We start from the raw sequence: 17,323 nt of genomic DNA on the forward strand, positions 1-17,323 counted from the left end.
TTTATTATTATATCGAAATTGAAATACGATAAATCCAACTGAGGTAGCAAGTTCAAATGAAAATTTTACTACTTTTGTAGGAGAAGAGAAAAATCCATTAAATTCAGGTGAACTCATATTTAAATAATAAAAAAAGACAACACATGAAGTGAAACGCCACGTGTTGTCTTTTTTGTATCGTACAATATTACGAAGTTTCGCTAATTTTAGTTTCACTTTGAGTGTTAGTTGCAATTCTTTTCTTAACTTTAAAGTGATAGTAAGTATAGCAAAAGATGATAAATGGTACAGTACAATAAATGCCTAGTCTTTGATCTGGGATAAAGATAAGACTTACTAATATAATGCCATACAATCCAAAACCAAGAATTGGTACAAGGGGATAGAGTGGAGTTCTGAACTTCAAGTCGTCTAATTTCCCACCTTCAGCTAAATAGTGTTTGCGGAAAAAGAATTGAGAAACACAAATTGACATCCAAACAATAATTGTTATGACTCCAGAAATGGAAATTAACCATAAGTAAACCGTTTCAGCAGCTACGACGCTTGTTAAAAGAGAAAAAGCAGAAATAGCTATTGTCATGATTAAAGCGTTGAGAGGAATCCCACGTGATGATAATTTCTTTAAAAATGCTGGAGCCATTTCGTTTTTTGATAAAGACCAAAGCATTCGAGTAGCAGCGTATAGTCCTGAGTTTGCAACAGAAAGAACAGCAGTAAGAATAACAAAGTTCATAATATCAGCTGCATATGGAATACCGATATTATCAAAAACAGCAACGAATGGGCTCTTTGTGAGTCCTGCTTCTTCCCAAGGAATTAAAGCAACAAGAACAAAGATTGCTAAGACGAAGAAAAACATTGTGCGCCATATAATATTTCTAATAGAACGAGGTAAAGTTTTTGCTGGATCTTCACTTTCACCTGCTGCGATTCCGACAAGCTCTGTACCTTGGAAGGAATAATTGACTGTAACCATTGTTAATAGAATAGCTGCAAGTCCATTCGGAAATAAACCACCATGATTTACGAAATTTGAAAGGAGTGGAGCTGGTTCGTCGCCTTTTAAATCAATAAAGCCGAACATAGCGGCGCCACCAAGAATTATAAAAGCTATAATGGCAGATACTTTTATACTTGAAAACCAAAATTCTGTTTCTGCATAACTACGAGCAGATAATGCGTTAATAGTAAAGATTGTAACGCCAAATATTAAACACCAAGCCCAAACAGGAATATCAGGAAACCAGCGCTGCATTGTAATACCGGCAGTTGTAAATTCAAGACCGGTCGTATTCGCCCAGCTTAACCAATACAACCATCCGATTGTAAAGCCAGTTGCAGGATTGATGAATTTAGTGGCATATTCCTGGAAAGAACCCGAAACAGGCATGGCTACAGCGAGTTCACCAAGACATAGCATAACGAAATACATTAATAATCCACCGGCCATAAAGGCAAGTACGGATCCACCAGGTCCAGCTTGACTTATTATAAAGCCAGATCCGTTAAATAACCCCGTTCCAATCACACCACCGAGTGCAATCATGAATAAGTGTCTACTTTTCATCGTACGTTTTAATTCATTGTTTGTATTGTTTACTTGCGCCATTGTTTTCCTCACTTTCGTAGTTGATAGAATAAAGTTTGATGTTTTTCCGTATTATGGAATGTATTCCGTGATGTGAAATCTTGTTATAATTTTCAGATAATTAAAAAGAAAAGTCAATATTTTTTTGTTTGCGTTTTCAATTCGTTGTTAGTGATATATTTTTATTGTTAGAAAATTGAATAAATATATTGATTTCATTTCGAATGTTTGCTAAATTGATAGTTAATTAAACGTACTAACATACTACGAGTAAAGTTGAGGCGAGTTATGGTACAGTCCATTGATCGAGCGATAAGTATTATTAAATTATTGAATTCTACAAATGAAAAAGAGTATTGGGCTATTTCTGATATAGCTGATGGAACACATCTCCCAGTTAGTACAGTACATAGATTACTTAACTCTCTAATGGAGCATGGGTTAGTTACACAAATACCAGAGACAAAACAGTACAAAATTGGACCAATGTGGATGGAAATAGGGTTACGTCAATTGGAGAAGGTAGACTACAGATCAGTTGCAAGAGAAGTGATGAAGCGGTTGGCCTTTGAAGTCGAAGAAAGTGTCTATTTAAATATTCCAAACGGAACACATTCTATTATCATTGAAAGAATTGATAGTCCTTTAAAAATTCGAGTTATCGATAATCTAGGGGAACAAATTCCACTTTCAATTGGTGCCGCAAATAAAACGATGCTTGCCAATATGAAAACGAATGAAATGGAACATATTGTAGAACATTTACTTTCTTCATTACCAGAACAAAAGCAAATTCTTCTTAATCAAATAAAGCAAATAAAAAATGAAGGATATGCTGTCAGTTATGGTGAAAAAACAGAAGGGACAGCTTCAGTAGCTGCACCTATTATCGGATTTAATCATAAAGTAGTAGGAGCATTAAGTGTTGGGTTAATTAGTCATCGTATTAATGATGATCGACTATCTTTTCTTATTAGCAAGGTAAAACAAGCAGCTCATGAAATATCAATAAAAATCGGCAGTACATCAGAACTATAATTTTGATGGCTGTCGTCATTTTTTATTCATATACTGGAATTCGTTTTCATAATGCGGAAAAATAGGGGGATTTATATGTCAAGGTGGCAATCAAAAGAACAATTGATTCAATTATTAAGCAGTCTTGTTGAAATTCCTAGTATTACAGGTACAGAGGCTGAAGTGATATTGCCAGACTTTGTTGTGGAGCAATTATCTGATTTACAGTACTTCAAAGAAAACCCGCACCATGTGCAAAAAAATCCGACGGGGGACGGACGATATTTTGTTACAGCACTAGTAAAGAAAAGTGATAGTACAAAAAATACTGTAATTCTAGTAAGTCACTTTGATGTTGTAGATGTACAAGATTACGGAGTGTGGAAAGAAGATGCATTTAATCCTAAAAAGTTAACATCTATGTTTTATTCTCATAAAGATGAACTTCCAGACCATGTACGTGAAGATATAGAACATGGAGATTGGCTGTTTGGTAGAGGAACAATGGACATGAAATGCGGCCTCGCATTACAAATGGCAATGATTGAACAAGCATGTGAAGGAAGATTCGATGGGAATGTTCTTTTATTGGCTGTACCAGATGAAGAAGTGAATTCTGTAGGGATGAGGGCCGCTGTTCCGAGACTATTAGATTTAGCAAGAGAGCATAATTTAGATTATAAAACGGTCTTAAACTCAGAGCCTATGTTTTCAAGACATCCTGGTGACCAAAATAAGTATATTTACACTGGCTCTATTGGTAAAGTGTTACCTGGTTTTCTTTGCTACGGAAAAGAGACACATGTAGGTGAACCTTTTGCAGGGTTAAATGGGAGTTATATGGCTTCATTAATAACAGCAGAACTAGAGTTAAACACAGACCTTTGTGATATTGTAGAAGGGGAAGCGAGTCCTCCACCAACTAACTTACTTCAAAGGGACTTAAAAGAGGATTATTCTGTACAAATTCCGCATCGTGCAGTCACATTATTTAATTTGTTTTTATTAGAAAAATCAATGACAGATGTAGTTTCATTGTTACGTCAAAAAGTAACGAAAGTAGCAGAGAAAATAGAAGAGTCGTATGAAAAACATGCATATCGTTTTTCTAAATATAATCCATTTATACCACCTAATCTCAAAGTAAATGTATTAACTTATGAAGAGCTTATCACATATGCAATTGAGCAACATGGACGAGAAAAAATAGATCATATTCAATCTAATATTATAAAAAATAGAGGAGATAAAGATGATCGTGCGGTAACGATTGATTTAGTAGATAAATTAGCGATTTTATGTAAAGAAAAGGCACCGATGATTGTACTTTTCTTCGCTCCGCCGTACTATCCAGCTGTGAGTTCACGCAACAATCCTTTAATAAAAGAGGTAGTTGTAGAAATGGAAAAGTATGCACATTACAATCATAAAATTACATTTGAAAACCAAAATTATTTTGGGGGGATTTCAGATTTAAGCTATGTAGGCTTGCAGTATCCACTGGATTCAATGAGTTCGCTTGTAGACAATATGCCATTATGGGATAAAGGCTATTCAATTCCGCTTCAGGAATTAGAAGAGTTTGATGTTCCAGTATTAAATATGGGACCGGTAGGAAAAGATGCACATCAATGGACAGAACGTCTAGATGTAAACTACGCATTTGAAACACTATTAGATATGTTACCGAAATGCATTGAAAAATTATTAGTTTCTAATAAAATTACACAATCATAGTAGGGAATAGGTAAGGGATAAAACAGAACCTTTAAAGAAGAGTCGAATCAAATTATTTTAATATAATTAAAAAGTAGAACGGCCAAGCTCAATTTTATATGAGTTTGGCCGTTTATCATGTAGTGAATTTTTAATTAAAATTATGTGAATTCATAGCTAACGTAATCTCTTTTATAGTTTTATTTTTTAGTTTGACCAGATAGTTCAACAGACTTTTGCGTACAACGCTGCATAGCTGAAATAATCGCTGTTCGTAATCCTTTTTCCTCTAATGTTGCTACAGCTTCTATTGTCGTTCCGCCAGGAGAACAAACCATATCTTTCAATTCACCTGGATGTATTCCTGTTTCTAGTACCATTTTTGCAGAGCCTAACACAGCTTGAGCAGCGAATTTATATGCTTGATTTCTTGGCATACCATCTAGTACAGCAGCATCTGCCATCGCTTCTATAATCATATATACATAAGCTGGTGAAGAACCACTTACGGATGTGACAACATCCATTAATTTTTCACTTACGATCTCTGTTTGACCAAAACTATTGAAAATGTTTAGTACATCTTCTAAATCTTTTTCTGTCACCATTTCATTAGGGCATAATGCAGACATTCCTTCTCCAACAAGAGCAGGAGTATTAGGCATTACTCTTACAACCTTTACTTTTTTATTAAAGGCATTTTCAGTACTTTCAATACTTTTTCCAGCAGCGATCGTAACGATGATAGCATCGTTTTTGATTACTTCTTTTATTTCATTAATTATTGATGAATATAGGTCTGGTTTGATTGATAAAATTAAAATATCAGCATTTTTAGCTACTTTATTGTTGTCGGTAGTTGTAGTTAGCCCATATTTTTCACTAGCATTTTTTAAATTAGCAGTGTTTAAATCTGAACAAATAATTTGATTTGAAGATACTATATTTTTGTTTATCATTCCGCCAATCATAGCCATTCCCATATTTCCGCAACCGATGAATCCAATTTGTTTATCCATAATAACTCAATCTTGCTCCTTTTATAATCAATTATATCGGTTTGATATTATTTTCTTAGAATAAGAATAACATCCCTGTGCAATATAAAGAAACATTCTAAGAGAATATATTCCTTTTTGCAACACTAAAAGACAAAAATTAATTATATTCGACATTATGTAAATATATACACTATAATGTAAGGTTTTATGTTTATGAATATGAGTTAAACTTATATCATTTTGTATTTTCATTCAGTAGGGCGATAATTTCATACAAATAACTTGTGGCTCTATTTATTTTTAAAAATACCTCTTGACACCGAATCGAACTATATCGCATAATATAAAAAAATTAGATTGAAAATCGTTGAAGGGAATTAGTACATATGTCTTCTTGCGAAAGAGAGTGGAATTCACCGGCTGAAAGATTCCTCGTATAGAATATATCGAACCTATCCCTGAGTCTTAAATGAAAGTTTAGGCGTTCGCCTGCGTTATAGGCACCAAGTGGATATCTATGTATATCAATTAAGGTGGTACCGCGGAACAATGACCGTTTCGTCCTTTTTATTTTATTAAGGGCGAAGCGGTCATTTTTATTTTGCTCTTAAATACTTCAGTGCAGCATTGATGAGAATAGATATAGTTACAAAGTGAATGAAGTGTAATTTATAAAAAAACTTTGATTTTAGACTTGGGGGATAAAAAAGTGAAAAAACAACGAATTGTTGTAAAGATTGGGAGTAGTTCCTTGGCAGATAGTCATGGAGGCATCTCTACAGAACAGCTTTCAGATCACGTTGCCGCATTGGCTCGGTTGAAAGAAGATGGGCACGAGGTTGTGTTAATTACATCTGGAGCCGTCGCTGCAGGTTTTTCAGCGCTAGGATATCCTAGCAGACCTGTAACGATTAAAGGGAAACAGGCTGCAGCAGCTGTCGGACAAAGTTTGTTAATGCAGGCGTACACGGAGGAATTCCGTAAATATGGCATCGTTACTGCGCAACTTTTGCTGACGAGAAGTGATTTTTCTAGAAAAGAACAATATAGTAATGCTTACGCTACGTTAGGAGAATTATTAAACCGTTCCGCTCTTCCAATTATTAATGAAAATGATTCCATCTCTTTAGAGGAGCTAACGTTCGGTGATAATGATATGCTGTCAGCTTTAGTAAGCGGGCTTGTTTCGGCGGATATGCTTATGATCTTTACGGATGTGAACGGGTTATATGACAAAAATCCTCAGAAAAATGCGGATGCAAAAAAATATTATTTTCTTCCTGAAGTTACGGAAGAAATTTCTTCTCTTGCAGGAGATGCAGGCTCAAAACTTGGGACTGGCGGTATGAAATCAAAAATCGATGCTGCAAAGACAGCACTCTCTCTTGGTGTGAGTGTATTTATCGGAACAGGACGTGGACAGGAAAAGTTTGTAGATGTTTTGAAGGGTAAGGGTGATGGAACGTATGTTGGTAATGCTCCTCAAAAAGAAATGAAGATGAACAAGCAATGGATTGCCTTGCATTCGCTTGTTAGCGGACAAATTGAAGTAGATGCTGGGGCAGCTACTGCCATCATTCAGCATGGGAAGAGTTTACTTCCAGCTGGTGTTACGAATGTATCAGGATTTTTCCAAGTGGGTGAAGTTGTAGAGGTTGTAACGCAACAAGGGCGCGTAATAGGAAAAGGACAATGCACATATAGTGCAGAGGAACTAAGAGATGTAAAAGGTATGCAAAGCCAAGATATTCAAGTAAGAGGCGAGAGACATAGTTATGAAGTCATCCATAGGGATCATTGGGTTTCACTTTAAAAAGGAGGAAATAAAAATGAATGAAGTGTTAGCAAAGGGGATAAAAGCAAAAGAGGTTGCTAGAGAACTTGTGCTTAAAACTACAGATCAAAAAAATGAAGCACTTGCTGCAATTGCTAATCAGCTGATAGTAGAAACAGCTTATATTTTAGAAGAAAACAAACGGGATATTGAAGAAGGTAAGGAGAAAGGATTTTCTCATTCACTCCTTGATCGCCTTTTGCTGAATGAACAACGAATTGTTGATATGACAGAGGGTATTAAGCAGTTAATTGAATTACGTGATCCTATTGGAGAATGTGTAAGTGCATGGGAACGACCAAATGGACTATCTATTCAGGAGATGCGCGTACCACTTGGTGTTGTCGGAATGATTTATGAGGCAAGACCGAATGTAACTGTTGATGCTGCTACAATTTGTTTAAAAACAGGAAACGCAGTAATACTACGTGGTAGTTCTTCTGCTATACATTCTAACAAAGCTATCGTTAGCGTTATTCACCGGGCGCTTAAGCAAACTAGCTTGCCTTCAGAAAGTGTACAGCTCATAGAAGATACAACGAGAGATAGTGCAAAACAGTTGTTTACATTGAACGAGTACTTGGATGTTCTTATACCAAGAGGCGGTAAACAATTAATTGATACAGTAGTGAGAGAAGCGTCTGTTCCAGTACTTGAAACAGGTGCGGGAAATTGTCATATATTCATTGATGAAACAGCAGATAAACAAATGGCGTTTAATATTATTATAAACGCAAAAACGCAGCGTCCATCTGTATGTAATGCAATTGAGACGATTGTACTTCATGAGAATTGGGCAGAGCAATATGGTAGCGAGTTGTTTTCTTCCTTGAAGGAAAGAGGAGTGGAGCTACGTGGTGATAATAAAGCAGTGGCGATTGATCCTTCTATCTTACTTGCGACAGAAGAAGACTGGGAAACTGAGTTTTTATCTCTCACACTAGCAGTGAAAGTGGTTTCCACTGTTGAAGAAGCGATTCATCATATAAATACGTATGGATCTATGCATTCTGAAGCGATTATTACTGAAAACGAGGAAAACGTCAGCAAGTTTTTTACTTCTGTAGATGCCGCGGCACTTTATCATAATGCATCGACTCGTTTTACAGATGGATCCGAATTTGGATTCGGAGCGGAAATTGGTATCAGTACACAAAAGTTACACGTAAGAGGACCAATGGGGCTTCCAGCATTAACTTCTACAAAATATGTGATTCGTGGAAATGGGCAAATTCGAAAATAATAATAAAAGACACTCAATTTAATCTGTACCCTTTGTAAAGGACATTTTGAAAAAAGTTAGGCAACATCAAGAAGATGGTTTCTGTATCCAACAGGAGTCATCTTTTTTAAATTCCATTGATATCTATAATGATTATAATACGTCATATATTTCTTAATCTCTTGTTTCAATTCATTAAAGGACACGCAAGGTTTTATATGAGCTTCATCTTTCAGATGACCAAAAAATGATTCTTGTGGGGCGTTATCCCAACAGTTTCCTCTTCTTGACATGGATTGTCCTAGGTTTAGCTTTTTAACTAGCTTTTGATAGGTAGGGCTTGTGTAGTGGGATCCTTGATCTGAATGAATATAAGCACCTTCAGTCAATCGAATCCGCGGATTCCTTTTTAGTTTATGGAGAGTTGTCGTTACGAGCTCTAATGTCATCTGTTCTGAAACATGGTAAGCTAAAATTTCATTAGTTGAGCCGTCTAAAATTGTAGATAAATAGGCCCTTTGATTCTTACCGTAAACTAAATAGGTGATATCTGTAAGAAGTGTTTTCCCTGGGGTATTTTGTTTAAATTCCCGATTTAATTGATTTGGTACTATTCGATGTTCTTTTGTAGCTTTAAGCATTCTTTTATAAGGATTCGCTTTGCGAACCGGACAGATAATCTCGTATTTCTTCATAATTCTACGGATACGCTTTAAATTGTAGACAACTTGAAACTGACCCGCCAATGTCATCTTTATCTGACGAGCCCCTTTGTTTCTATTTCTAAATCGAAGTGCTTTTAATATGGTTTCCTTCAAGATTTCATCTCGATCACTCTTTTGTTTCCGTTGTTCTTGAGATGAAACTGAAAAGTAATTATAGTATCCCGAACGGGATACACCAGCTACTTTACACAAATGACTGACCATATTCCTTAAGTTGTATTTCATGATGACAGAACGAATCAAGATGAATTTCTGACTAGGTGGTAGTGTTATTTCCTTCTCATCCTCCCTTCCATAAGTTTGATTTTTTTTAGCAATTCGTTTTCCGCCTTTAGTAAGTTTCGTTCGGCTTCTAAACGGGCATACTTTTCTTCTAACGTAAGCTCTCTCTCAAGAGTTCTTCCAGCGTTTTCGATACGTGTATCCCTTAAACCCAATACACCATTTTTTCTATAAGCAGCACGCCATCTACTTCCCGATGACATAACTCGTTTCATTCCAATCATATCTATATCAAAACCACATTCTTCAAAAATATTTCGAGGTAGCTTTCCTTTTTCATTTTCCTCAATAAAAATATGCTTAAATTCCTCTGTATAAGTGATACCTTTCTGACTTACAGATTTTACGTATAGGTTATTTGATAGAATTTGAATTTCTCTTTCTGTAAATAGTTTTTTTGTCATTTTCAACATTCTCCGATCCCAATTTTCCTTTTATTATACAAGAAATACCCTATAGAATAGACTTTTTTCAAGTGTCTATTCTATAGGGTACATTTTAATTGGCTTGGGTGTCTTTTTTTATAAAAATTATTTACCATACAAATAGCCCAACGAGCATAGCACTTAATAAAGAAACAGCCATCCCGCTAACAAGAAGCTTCCAAACATTTTTACCGATGACTGATGATTTTTCTCCGCCAAATAATGAATTGTAAGTTCCGTAAATCATACCTACTGTACTAAAGTTAGCAAAAGAAGCTAGAAATGTCGTTGCAACCGCAACCGTATGCGGTTGTAACGACTTTAAGTTTGATTTTAAATCCATCATTGCAACAAATTCATTCGTCGTTATTTTGATCCCCATTAATTCAGCTACATACATAGCATCACTGCCTGATAAACCGAGTAAAAATGCAAAAGGACTAAAGATAATGGAGAAGATTTTTTGAATTGTTAACCCCGTTACAAAAAATCCTAAAATCCCATTTAAACATGCTGTTAAAGCTACATAACCAATTACCATAGCTAAAATAACGATAACCATATTCATCCCAACTAACATACTGTTTGAAATAGTAGAAAAGAAATCCTTTTTTTCATGTTTTGAAGGTGTGTAAACAACGTCTTCTTCTTTCGAAACTTCCACAGGATTTAATACATTGGCTAAAATTAATGCGTTAATACAATTTAATGGAATGGCACTGAAAATATATGTTGCTGGCACCATTGATAAATAAGCGCCAAGAATGGATCCGCTAACGCTACTCATACTCATAATTCCAAAAGTTAATAATCGATTTTCTTTTAACACAGATAATTGATCACGAACAACCGCAAGTGCTTCGGTGTTTCCTAAAAACATCATTTGAATCGAAAAGAAACTTTCTAACTTTGGTAAACGAGAAATCTTTGAAATAACTGCACCTACTTTATCAATAATCCAAGTTAAGATTCCGAAATAAGATAGAATATCGAAAAAAGTAATAACAAAAATGATAGGAAGTAACGCACTAAAGAAGAAATCAATGTGCTGACTTTCCATAGCTGAAGGAAATGCAAATCGAATACCTTCATTCGCACATGCTAGTAGCCAACTGAAAAATGACGCAATTTTATTAATGATAATACTGCCGAGCTTTGTGCCTAACATAAACCATGTAATAAAAAGCTCCAATAGGATGAGAATTACAATTGGTCTCCATTTTATATGTTTTTTATTAGGCGAACATAAGAAAACGATTAATATGACAACGAAAATCCCTAACATATTCAATATGAAATGCATGTCAACAACTCCTTGAGGCTTATTATTTGTATATAAAAAAGCATCTATTCTTCCAAATTTGGATTATGATTAGAAGTTATGAAGCATGTAAGTTATGTTAGGAATCAATGTATTTTAATTTGCTTTATTTTGAGTAATCGCAGTAATTATCGAACAATTAGTTGTTTTCAATTGTTTTGTTGGATATTAAACGTATGCGATTTTAAACATCGTTTATCCCGGATTAACGGGCAGTAAGACTTTTACCTCAAAATTCAGGGAAAGCAAAGAAGTGGGGATGGGCTGCCCGCAAAATCCCGATTGGTAAGAGCTGATTAAAATTTCACTTTATAAATAAGAACGGTGAGTTGGCCATGAACCTTGAAGTTTCCGAAGCTGTATAATTTGTCCTGTATGATAAGCATCATGCAAAAGGATATTCATATATTGTTGCCAAACTGGTAGAGAAGGACTTAGTTGATCTAGTTCTGCTTCTTGAAGGGCGGTTAATGAAGATTGTAAGGCATCATGTACTTGAAGCGTTCGCTTTTCTCTTCAATAAACCTTCTCTATAGTTGAACAAGAGAGTGAAATACAACGTATAATTGAGCCATTAAAAAATCTCATTTTTAATATGATATTTAATAATCAAGGCTTTCATTGAGTCAGAATGAAAAGAGTATAAACCTTTTTCTGTTTGCTCATTGATTAAAGTTTTTTTTAAGTTGCAAAACGGTTCTAAAAATATAGAAGGTAAAATTCGATAAAAATAGAATATGTTATATAGCAAACAAGGAGGGGATAAAAATGGAGGTCTATCATATAACGAGCAGAAAAAGGGAAACATACAACGTTCAGGTGAAATATTCGATACTTTTCGAGTGTGCACTTGGCATTGCAGCGATTACTCATAAAAGGTTAATTGATACTCTTGAAAAGACTCAAAGTGAATGGGAAGAAATTAAGAAATCATTAACAGAAGAAATGAGAGAACACTTACAGTTTGTAGAAGAACATAATACGTGGAAAGCGTTACTCCAGTTATTGTATGAAGAGGATTTTCAAGATTTATCGCAGTTTAATTTTAAAATTGATTCACTTTCAGAAGAAGATTTGAAATTTATATGTTTACCGTTTTTAGGAGAGAAGTATGAAGAGAAAAGACGTTTAGCTGCAACGGGAGTTGTATGTGCAATACACGAACTAAAGGAACTAACAGATAATCATCAGTTTTTTTCTACTTATATTAGCTTTATATGTAATGTAGATGTACAAGTGCTGAAATCGCATTTAATCGCTGTTATGACAGGTTGGTATGAGAGTGTTATTAAAAGAGAGGAAGAACAAATACTTTCTATATTAAAACGAGATTATGAAGCAAAAAATGAAATGAATAAAAAGATGAAACCAGAAGAGTTTGTTGAGTGGGCTACTGGTGGCATTAACTATATGCCAGAACCAAGTGTTCATTACGTGCTTCTTATCCCGCAAATGACGTACAGACCGTGGAATATTGAAGCGGATATTGAAGATACGAAAGTATTTCATTATCCAGTTGCGAATGAAAGCATTCATCCTGAAGATCCGTATGAACCGAATTATTTTTTAGTTCAAAAACATAAGGCTCTTGGGGATGAGGCGAGATTGCGAATTGTAAAAATGTTGTTTGAAAAAGAACGTACATTACAGGAAATAACGGAAAGATTACAGCTTGGTAAATCGACAGTACACCATCATTTGAAATTGTTACGTGCAGCGAAGTTAGTTGATATACATGACGGAAAGTATGTATTAAGAAAGAAAGCAGTACAGTCTTTAGCGAAAGAATTAGATATGTTTTTGAATAGATAATTAACAACGAGAATGTACATAAAGGGAGGAATATAAAAGAAAAGTTGGTGTGTGAAATTGAAAAATATATTGAAAAATCGTTCGTACTTTTTTATGTGGATTGGTAGTGCAATCTCTGAATTAGGAGGGGCTTTCGGAACGTTATGTAATTCAATTCTAGTATATGAGTTAACAGGATCGGAAATGGCTTTAAGTAGTATGTGGCTATTATATTTCATCCCATCACTCATACTGCAATTAATAAGTGGCCCATTTATTGATAAATGGAGCCGGAAGTGGATTATGATTTTTTCACAATGGATACGGGCGTCCGTATTCTTATTACCTTTGGTGATGCTAGTTACAGGTAGTATAGAAGTTTGGCACATTTATGTTGTTCAAATTGTAGTGGGACTTATTACACCTCTTTATACACCTGCGAGTCAGGCAATTACACCGAGCATTGTAAGTCAAGGACAACTTCAAGACGCAAATGCGTATATTGATGGAATGACTCGTCTCATGATGTTTCTTGCGCCAGTATTGGGCGGAGTAGTCATTCATTTCATTGGAACAGAACTTACATTATCTTTCGTATGTATTTGTCTATTTGTTAGTGGTGCTTTCTTACTTTATATAAAAGAAAAGAGGACTACAACAGATATACGAAAAACGTGGCTAGAACAATTTCTTCAAGGTTTTACATATTTTTTTACAAAACCAATCATCGTTTGGCTCGGTATATTTCTTACTTTCGTGCAGTTTGGAGTAGGGGTAACGATGGTCACAAATCTTCCTTATATAAAAGACGAGCTGTTAGCGGGATATGCAGAGTACGGCTATTTTATGGCAGGTTTTCCACTTGGCTACGTAATTGGCTCAGTATTAGTGGGAAAAGTAACATATAAAAGCCGGCGTATACTTATGCTTGGAGGATTGTTTATAGGGGGGCTCACATACATTTCATTAGGGTTCAATCATAGTATTATCATTGCAATAATAATTGAAGTAATAGCAGGGATTTGTATTGCATTTTTCAATGTTCATAACACAACAATATGCCAACAAATCGTCCCAAATAATATGATAGGACAAGTATTTTCAGTGCGTTTATTTTTTATACGATCCGCTATGCCATTAGGTGTGTTAGTAGGGGGAATATTGAGTGAAATGTGGGGAGTAAGAGCGCTATATGTAATTATCGGTGCAATTATATGTGTTACATCTTTAATAGGGATGTTATTTCCATATTTCAAATTTTTAGATGAGGCGATAGAAAAGAAATCAGCATAATTCAAAAAATTAAAACTTTACAATTGAAAATAATTATCATAATCAATTATAATAGAAGAATACTAGTATTCGTATTACAAAGAGGGAGTGGGATATATGTTTATCGAAACGAAAACATTTACAGTAAAAGAAGGTACATCAAATATAGTTGTAGAACGTTTCACTGGAGAAGGTATTATTGAAAAATTTGAAGGCTTTATCGACTTGAGTGTTCTTGTGAAAAAAGTAAGACGAGGAGACGAAGAAGTTGTCGTTATGATTCGCTGGGAATCGGAAGAAGCATGGAAAAACTGGGAAACAAGTGAAGAACACTTAGCTGGACATAGAGCGGGCCGTGGTAAACCGAAGCCAGATCATATTATTAATGTGGATCATGCGGTTTATTATGTGAAATCATCGAAATCGGCTTATCAACAGTCGTAATATATAAGTAGAGGATACATGTTGTAGATGCTAACATGTATCCTCTTTTTGTAGTAATGGGGGATGGAAATGATGGAGAGTTTTTCATTCATTACAAATGAAAAACATAAAAAATTGGTACAAACAATTTTAAATGAATATTTATTTAGAGATAAAGTAAATGGATTCATGCTAATTGGATCTGTCGCAAGAGGTGACGCATATCCTGATTCGGATTTAGATTTCTATATTCTTTTAGAAGAAGGGCAAAAGAAAAAATTTCATTTTGAAACGAGTGATGATATTTTAGTTGAATATAAGAGTGCAGATTTTAATCAAATTCAAGTAAACTTTAAAAACAATCCGATGGAATTTTACTCATTTCTAGAAGGGGAAATTTTGTTTGATAAAAGCGGTGAGTTGAAAAAGTTAAAGGAAATAGCTACATATGAATTTGAAAACTATCGTGTTTCTAGCGACAAAATGAAGGGCATTTCTCATTGGTTGCATAGTTCATTAATTAAAATTCAATCTGCCTTGAAAGCAAATGATGAGTTAAAAGCTTCATACATAGTTCAAATTTCAACTTGGACATTGTTAGATGGGATATGGGCTGTTAATAATAAGCCTATACCACCAGCGGGATCTGTTTTGAAGTATATTGAAACATTATCTAAAGTACCAACTCATTTTAAAGGTTTTATCAATAAACTGTTTTTAGGTGATACGACAGAACGTACCTCTGCAGCAATTTTCTTGATTGAGTGGGTTTTACACAATTTGAAAAATAAATAATGTGGCTATTTTATATAGGTAAAATAATATTTCGCGTCGAACAGTTTATGGAATTACAGTCATAAAAAACGTTCTAGGCTATAGAAAAAAATATTAGACTTATAAAGCATAGTCTTAGATGGAACGCTTGAATATCTTGCCTTACATATTTAAGTGTTATGAAAATGAATCCATATACCCTCTGTTTAAAAGGAGATGAGTACATGAAGCTGAATCATTTAAATTTATGTGTTGATGATTTATCGGAAGCGAGACATTTCTTTGAAACATTTTTTGATTTTCAATTTTTGGAGCAAAAAGGGAAAGCACTTGTAGTGATGAGTGATGAGAGTGGTTTTATACTTGTACTAAGTGATCCAAAAGCATTTAAAGGGAATAAGGAAGTTACGTATCCGGAAGCTTTTCATATTGGTTTTTTAGTGGATACATCAAGTGAAGTGGATCAAGCGTATAATCGTTTAGTAGCCGGCGGCATTGAAATAGACAAGGAACCTTATTTGATGCGAGGTAGTAGTTATGGTTTTTATTTTACAGTATTTAATGGCTTATTAATTGAAGTGTCTTGTCTTGATTATAGAGAAGGTAAGAAAGTTTCAAAGCTTAATAGTAATCATCTAGAGTAATCATTTGAAGGTGTATAGAATTTAAGTATGTATCATATTAGAAGACGGATTAAGAAAGTTTCACTGTAAAGTAAAAAAGACAGACTAATAAATAGTCTGTCTTTTCACATTAATTCTTCACATCATCATAAAGTTCAAGTGCCTCTTTCACATTCAATCCATTTTTTACAATGCCATGTATTGCTTGAATCATCGCAGCTGGGTGCTCGGATTGCCATATGTTTCGGCCCATGTCTACTCCAATTGCGCCTTCTTGCAACGCATTGTACGTAATGTTTAATGCGTCTTCAATTGAATCTAATTTTGGTCCACCAGCAATGACAACTGGGGCAGGGCATGTGCTCGTTATTTTTTCGAATCCTTCACAGTAATACGTTTTAATAATATCAGCACCCATTTCAACACATACGCGGGAAGCAAGTGCTAGAAAGCGAGCTTCACGTTTTTGTAATTCTTTTGCGACTGCGGTAATGCCGAGTACTGGCAGGCCGTAATCATGAGCTTCAGAAACTACATTTGCGAGATTTGTAACAGTTTGTGTTTCATAGTCTGATCCAATGAAAACAGAAACGCCGACGCCAATTGCGTTTTGTTTTACTGCTTCTTTCACAGGTGTAACAATTGTTTCATTCGCTAAATCTTTACCGACGACAGTAGCGCCGCCAGATACACGCATAACCATCGGTGTGCTGCAGTTTTCAGGAATACAGGAGCTAAGTACACCACGCGTTAAAAAGAGAGAATCCGTGTAAGGAAGTAAGTTTTTAACAGTTTCAAGTGGCTGTTCAAGCCCGTGAATTGGTCCTAAAAAGTAGCCGTGATCTATCGCTAACATTACCGCTCTGCCATCAGGTAAAATTGTATTTAATCGATTTTTAAATCCCCAAGTCATTCCAAATCACTCCTTCGTTAATGTTGGATTTTCCGTTTGTACCGTATCTTTATTTGGTAAATGTGGTGACTTTATAAAAACAGCTTTAAAAGGTTTGTCAGAATGGTTAATCAGATAGTGAGATTCATGAGGGCGAACTTGCAGGACATCACCTTGTTTAATTGGAACTCTTTCGTTATTTACATAGAAGTCTATTTCACCTTCTAATGCATAAAAGACCTCTTCGCACGTCGTATGATAATGGTTTTGAAACTCCTGGCCCGGTTGAATGACAACAAGGCCAAGATCAATATTTGGACCTTGTATTAAATATTTCGGCCCGTTATCACCGAAGCGATAGGAGAAGTCATTTTCATTCGCTTTTAACATACAGTTCACTCCTTTATGTAATGT

General features: G+C 35.0%; 15 protein-coding genes, 1 pseudogene and 1 other annotated feature. Of the genes and pseudogenes, 9 read left to right on the top strand and 7 right to left on the bottom strand.

Features of this window, described 5'->3' with window-relative positions; all coding sequences use genetic code 11:
- Positions 1-187: 187 nt before the first annotated feature.
- Positions 188-1,612: an amino acid permease gene (locus QCI79_RS25675; protein WP_000079962.1), complete on the bottom strand. Its 1,425-nt coding sequence runs from the start codon at positions 1,610-1,612 to the stop codon at positions 188-190.
- A gap of 267 nt (positions 1,613-1,879) precedes the next feature.
- Between QCI79_RS25675 and QCI79_RS25680 the strand changes: the two genes are divergently transcribed.
- On the top strand, positions 1,880-2,629 hold the full coding sequence (locus tag QCI79_RS25680; RefSeq protein ID WP_000250746.1) for an IclR family transcriptional regulator: 750 nt from the start codon (positions 1,880-1,882) through the stop codon (positions 2,627-2,629).
- Between the two features lie 51 nt (positions 2,630-2,680).
- Complete coding sequence (locus QCI79_RS25685; protein ID WP_113623474.1) at positions 2,681-4,345, top strand: M20/M25/M40 family metallo-hydrolase; 1,665 nt, start codon at positions 2,681-2,683, stop codon at positions 4,343-4,345.
- Between the two features lie 179 nt (positions 4,346-4,524).
- On the opposite strand, the gene proC is transcribed toward QCI79_RS25685, so the two are convergent.
- Positions 4,525-5,343, bottom strand: a complete 819-nt coding sequence (gene proC, locus QCI79_RS25690; RefSeq protein WP_000360729.1) for a pyrroline-5-carboxylate reductase — start codon at positions 5,341-5,343, stop codon at positions 4,525-4,527.
- Between the two features lie 340 nt (positions 5,344-5,683).
- Positions 5,684-5,894 (top strand) — a binding site (T-box leader).
- A gap of 140 nt (positions 5,895-6,034) precedes the next feature.
- Between proC and proB the strand changes: the two genes are divergently transcribed.
- Together proB and QCI79_RS25700 are read left to right on the top strand one after the other, a co-directional pair.
- A complete protein-coding gene (proB, locus tag QCI79_RS25695; RefSeq protein WP_000744736.1) occupies positions 6,035-7,138 on the top strand; it encodes a glutamate 5-kinase in 1,104 nt (367 codons plus the stop codon).
- A 16-nt stretch (positions 7,139-7,154) separates the two neighbouring features.
- A complete protein-coding gene (locus QCI79_RS25700; RefSeq protein ID WP_001006620.1) occupies positions 7,155-8,402 on the top strand; it encodes a glutamate-5-semialdehyde dehydrogenase in 1,248 nt (415 codons plus the stop codon).
- A 56-nt stretch (positions 8,403-8,458) separates the two neighbouring features.
- Here the strand turns inward: QCI79_RS25700 and QCI79_RS25705 are convergent.
- The 3 genes and pseudogenes from QCI79_RS25705 to QCI79_RS25715 all read right to left on the bottom strand — a co-directional run.
- Positions 8,459-9,801, bottom strand: a protein-coding gene (locus tag QCI79_RS25705; RefSeq protein ID WP_087942833.1) for an IS3 family transposase whose coding sequence is annotated in 2 segments (ribosomal slippage) — positions 8,459-9,420 and positions 9,420-9,801 — 1,344 coding nt in all. Because the reading frame shifts where the segments join, the coding sequence is not laid out codon by codon here.
- A gap of 121 nt (positions 9,802-9,922) precedes the next feature.
- The gene (locus QCI79_RS25710) at positions 9,923-11,116 is read right to left on the bottom strand and encodes a NupC/NupG family nucleoside CNT transporter (protein ID WP_000545484.1); all 1,194 of its coding nucleotides are present in this window, start codon (positions 11,114-11,116) and stop codon (positions 9,923-9,925) included.
- A gap of 327 nt (positions 11,117-11,443) precedes the next feature.
- A pseudogene (locus QCI79_RS25715) lies at positions 11,444-11,644 on the bottom strand (DinB family protein); the annotation flags it as partial.
- 258 nt (positions 11,645-11,902) lie between these two features.
- Between QCI79_RS25715 and QCI79_RS25720 the strand changes: the two are divergent.
- The 5 genes from QCI79_RS25720 (at position 11,903) to QCI79_RS25740 (ending at position 16,038) form a co-directional block, all read left to right on the top strand.
- Complete coding sequence (locus QCI79_RS25720; RefSeq protein ID WP_000454580.1) at positions 11,903-12,946, top strand: ArsR/SmtB family transcription factor; 1,044 nt, start codon at positions 11,903-11,905, stop codon at positions 12,944-12,946.
- Between the two features lie 51 nt (positions 12,947-12,997).
- On the top strand, positions 12,998-14,218 hold the full coding sequence (locus QCI79_RS25725) for an MFS transporter (protein ID WP_000769181.1): 1,221 nt from the start codon (positions 12,998-13,000) through the stop codon (positions 14,216-14,218).
- A gap of 96 nt (positions 14,219-14,314) precedes the next feature.
- Complete coding sequence (gene hmoA, locus QCI79_RS25730; RefSeq protein WP_000469498.1) at positions 14,315-14,641, top strand: heme-degrading monooxygenase HmoA; 327 nt, start codon at positions 14,315-14,317, stop codon at positions 14,639-14,641.
- Positions 14,642-14,710: 69 nt separating this feature from the next.
- Positions 14,711-15,415, top strand: coding sequence for a nucleotidyltransferase domain-containing protein (locus tag QCI79_RS25735; protein WP_000970658.1), 705 nt, complete (start codon positions 14,711-14,713; stop codon positions 15,413-15,415).
- A 203-nt stretch (positions 15,416-15,618) separates the two neighbouring features.
- Positions 15,619-16,038: a VOC family protein gene (locus tag QCI79_RS25740; RefSeq protein ID WP_000773085.1), complete on the top strand. Its 420-nt coding sequence runs from the start codon at positions 15,619-15,621 to the stop codon at positions 16,036-16,038.
- 109 nt (positions 16,039-16,147) lie between these two features.
- Here QCI79_RS25740 and lsrF read toward each other — a convergent pair whose 3' ends face one another.
- Positions 16,148-16,930 (bottom strand): 3-hydroxy-5-phosphonooxypentane-2,4-dione thiolase, encoded by a 783-nt coding sequence (gene lsrF, locus QCI79_RS25745; protein ID WP_000219770.1) that lies wholly within the window; start codon positions 16,928-16,930, stop codon positions 16,148-16,150.
- A 6-nt stretch (positions 16,931-16,936) separates the two neighbouring features.
- A complete protein-coding gene (locus QCI79_RS25750) occupies positions 16,937-17,299 on the bottom strand; it encodes a cupin domain-containing protein (protein ID WP_000909986.1) in 363 nt (120 codons plus the stop codon).
- Positions 17,300-17,323: the final 24 nt, after the last annotated feature.

This window comes from Bacillus cereus group sp. MG1 (assembly GCF_040460035.1).
In the GTDB taxonomy this organism is placed as follows: domain Bacteria; phylum Bacillota; class Bacilli; order Bacillales; family Bacillaceae_G; genus Bacillus_A; species Bacillus_A cereus.

What these genes read in the sequence shown, in the direction of transcription:
- QCI79_RS25675 (WP_000079962.1), bottom strand. Translation starts at nt 1,612, where the DNA reads ATGGCGCAAGTAAACAATACAAACAATGAATTAAAACGTACGATGAAA.
- QCI79_RS25680 (WP_000250746.1), top strand. Translation starts at nt 1,880, where the DNA reads ATGGTACAGTCCATTGATCGAGCGATAAGTATTATTAAATTATTGAAT.
- QCI79_RS25685 (WP_113623474.1), top strand. Translation starts at nt 2,681, where the DNA reads ATGCGGAAAAATAGGGGGATTTATATGTCAAGGTGGCAATCAAAAGAA.
- proC (WP_000360729.1), bottom strand. Translation starts at nt 5,343, where the DNA reads ATGGATAAACAAATTGGATTCATCGGTTGCGGAAATATGGGAATGGCT.
- QCI79_RS25700 (WP_001006620.1), top strand. Translation starts at nt 7,155, where the DNA reads ATGAATGAAGTGTTAGCAAAGGGGATAAAAGCAAAAGAGGTTGCTAGA.
- QCI79_RS25710 (WP_000545484.1), bottom strand. Translation starts at nt 11,116, where the DNA reads ATGCATTTCATATTGAATATGTTAGGGATTTTCGTTGTCATATTAATC.
- QCI79_RS25720 (WP_000454580.1), top strand. Translation starts at nt 11,903, where the DNA reads ATGGAGGTCTATCATATAACGAGCAGAAAAAGGGAAACATACAACGTT.
- hmoA (WP_000469498.1), top strand. Translation starts at nt 14,315, where the DNA reads ATGTTTATCGAAACGAAAACATTTACAGTAAAAGAAGGTACATCAAAT.
- QCI79_RS25735 (WP_000970658.1), top strand. Translation starts at nt 14,711, where the DNA reads ATGATGGAGAGTTTTTCATTCATTACAAATGAAAAACATAAAAAATTG.
- QCI79_RS25740 (WP_000773085.1), top strand. Translation starts at nt 15,619, where the DNA reads ATGAAGCTGAATCATTTAAATTTATGTGTTGATGATTTATCGGAAGCG.
- lsrF (WP_000219770.1), bottom strand. Translation starts at nt 16,930, where the DNA reads ATGACTTGGGGATTTAAAAATCGATTAAATACAATTTTACCTGATGGC.
- QCI79_RS25750 (WP_000909986.1), bottom strand. Translation starts at nt 17,299, where the DNA reads ATGTTAAAAGCGAATGAAAATGACTTCTCCTATCGCTTCGGTGATAAC.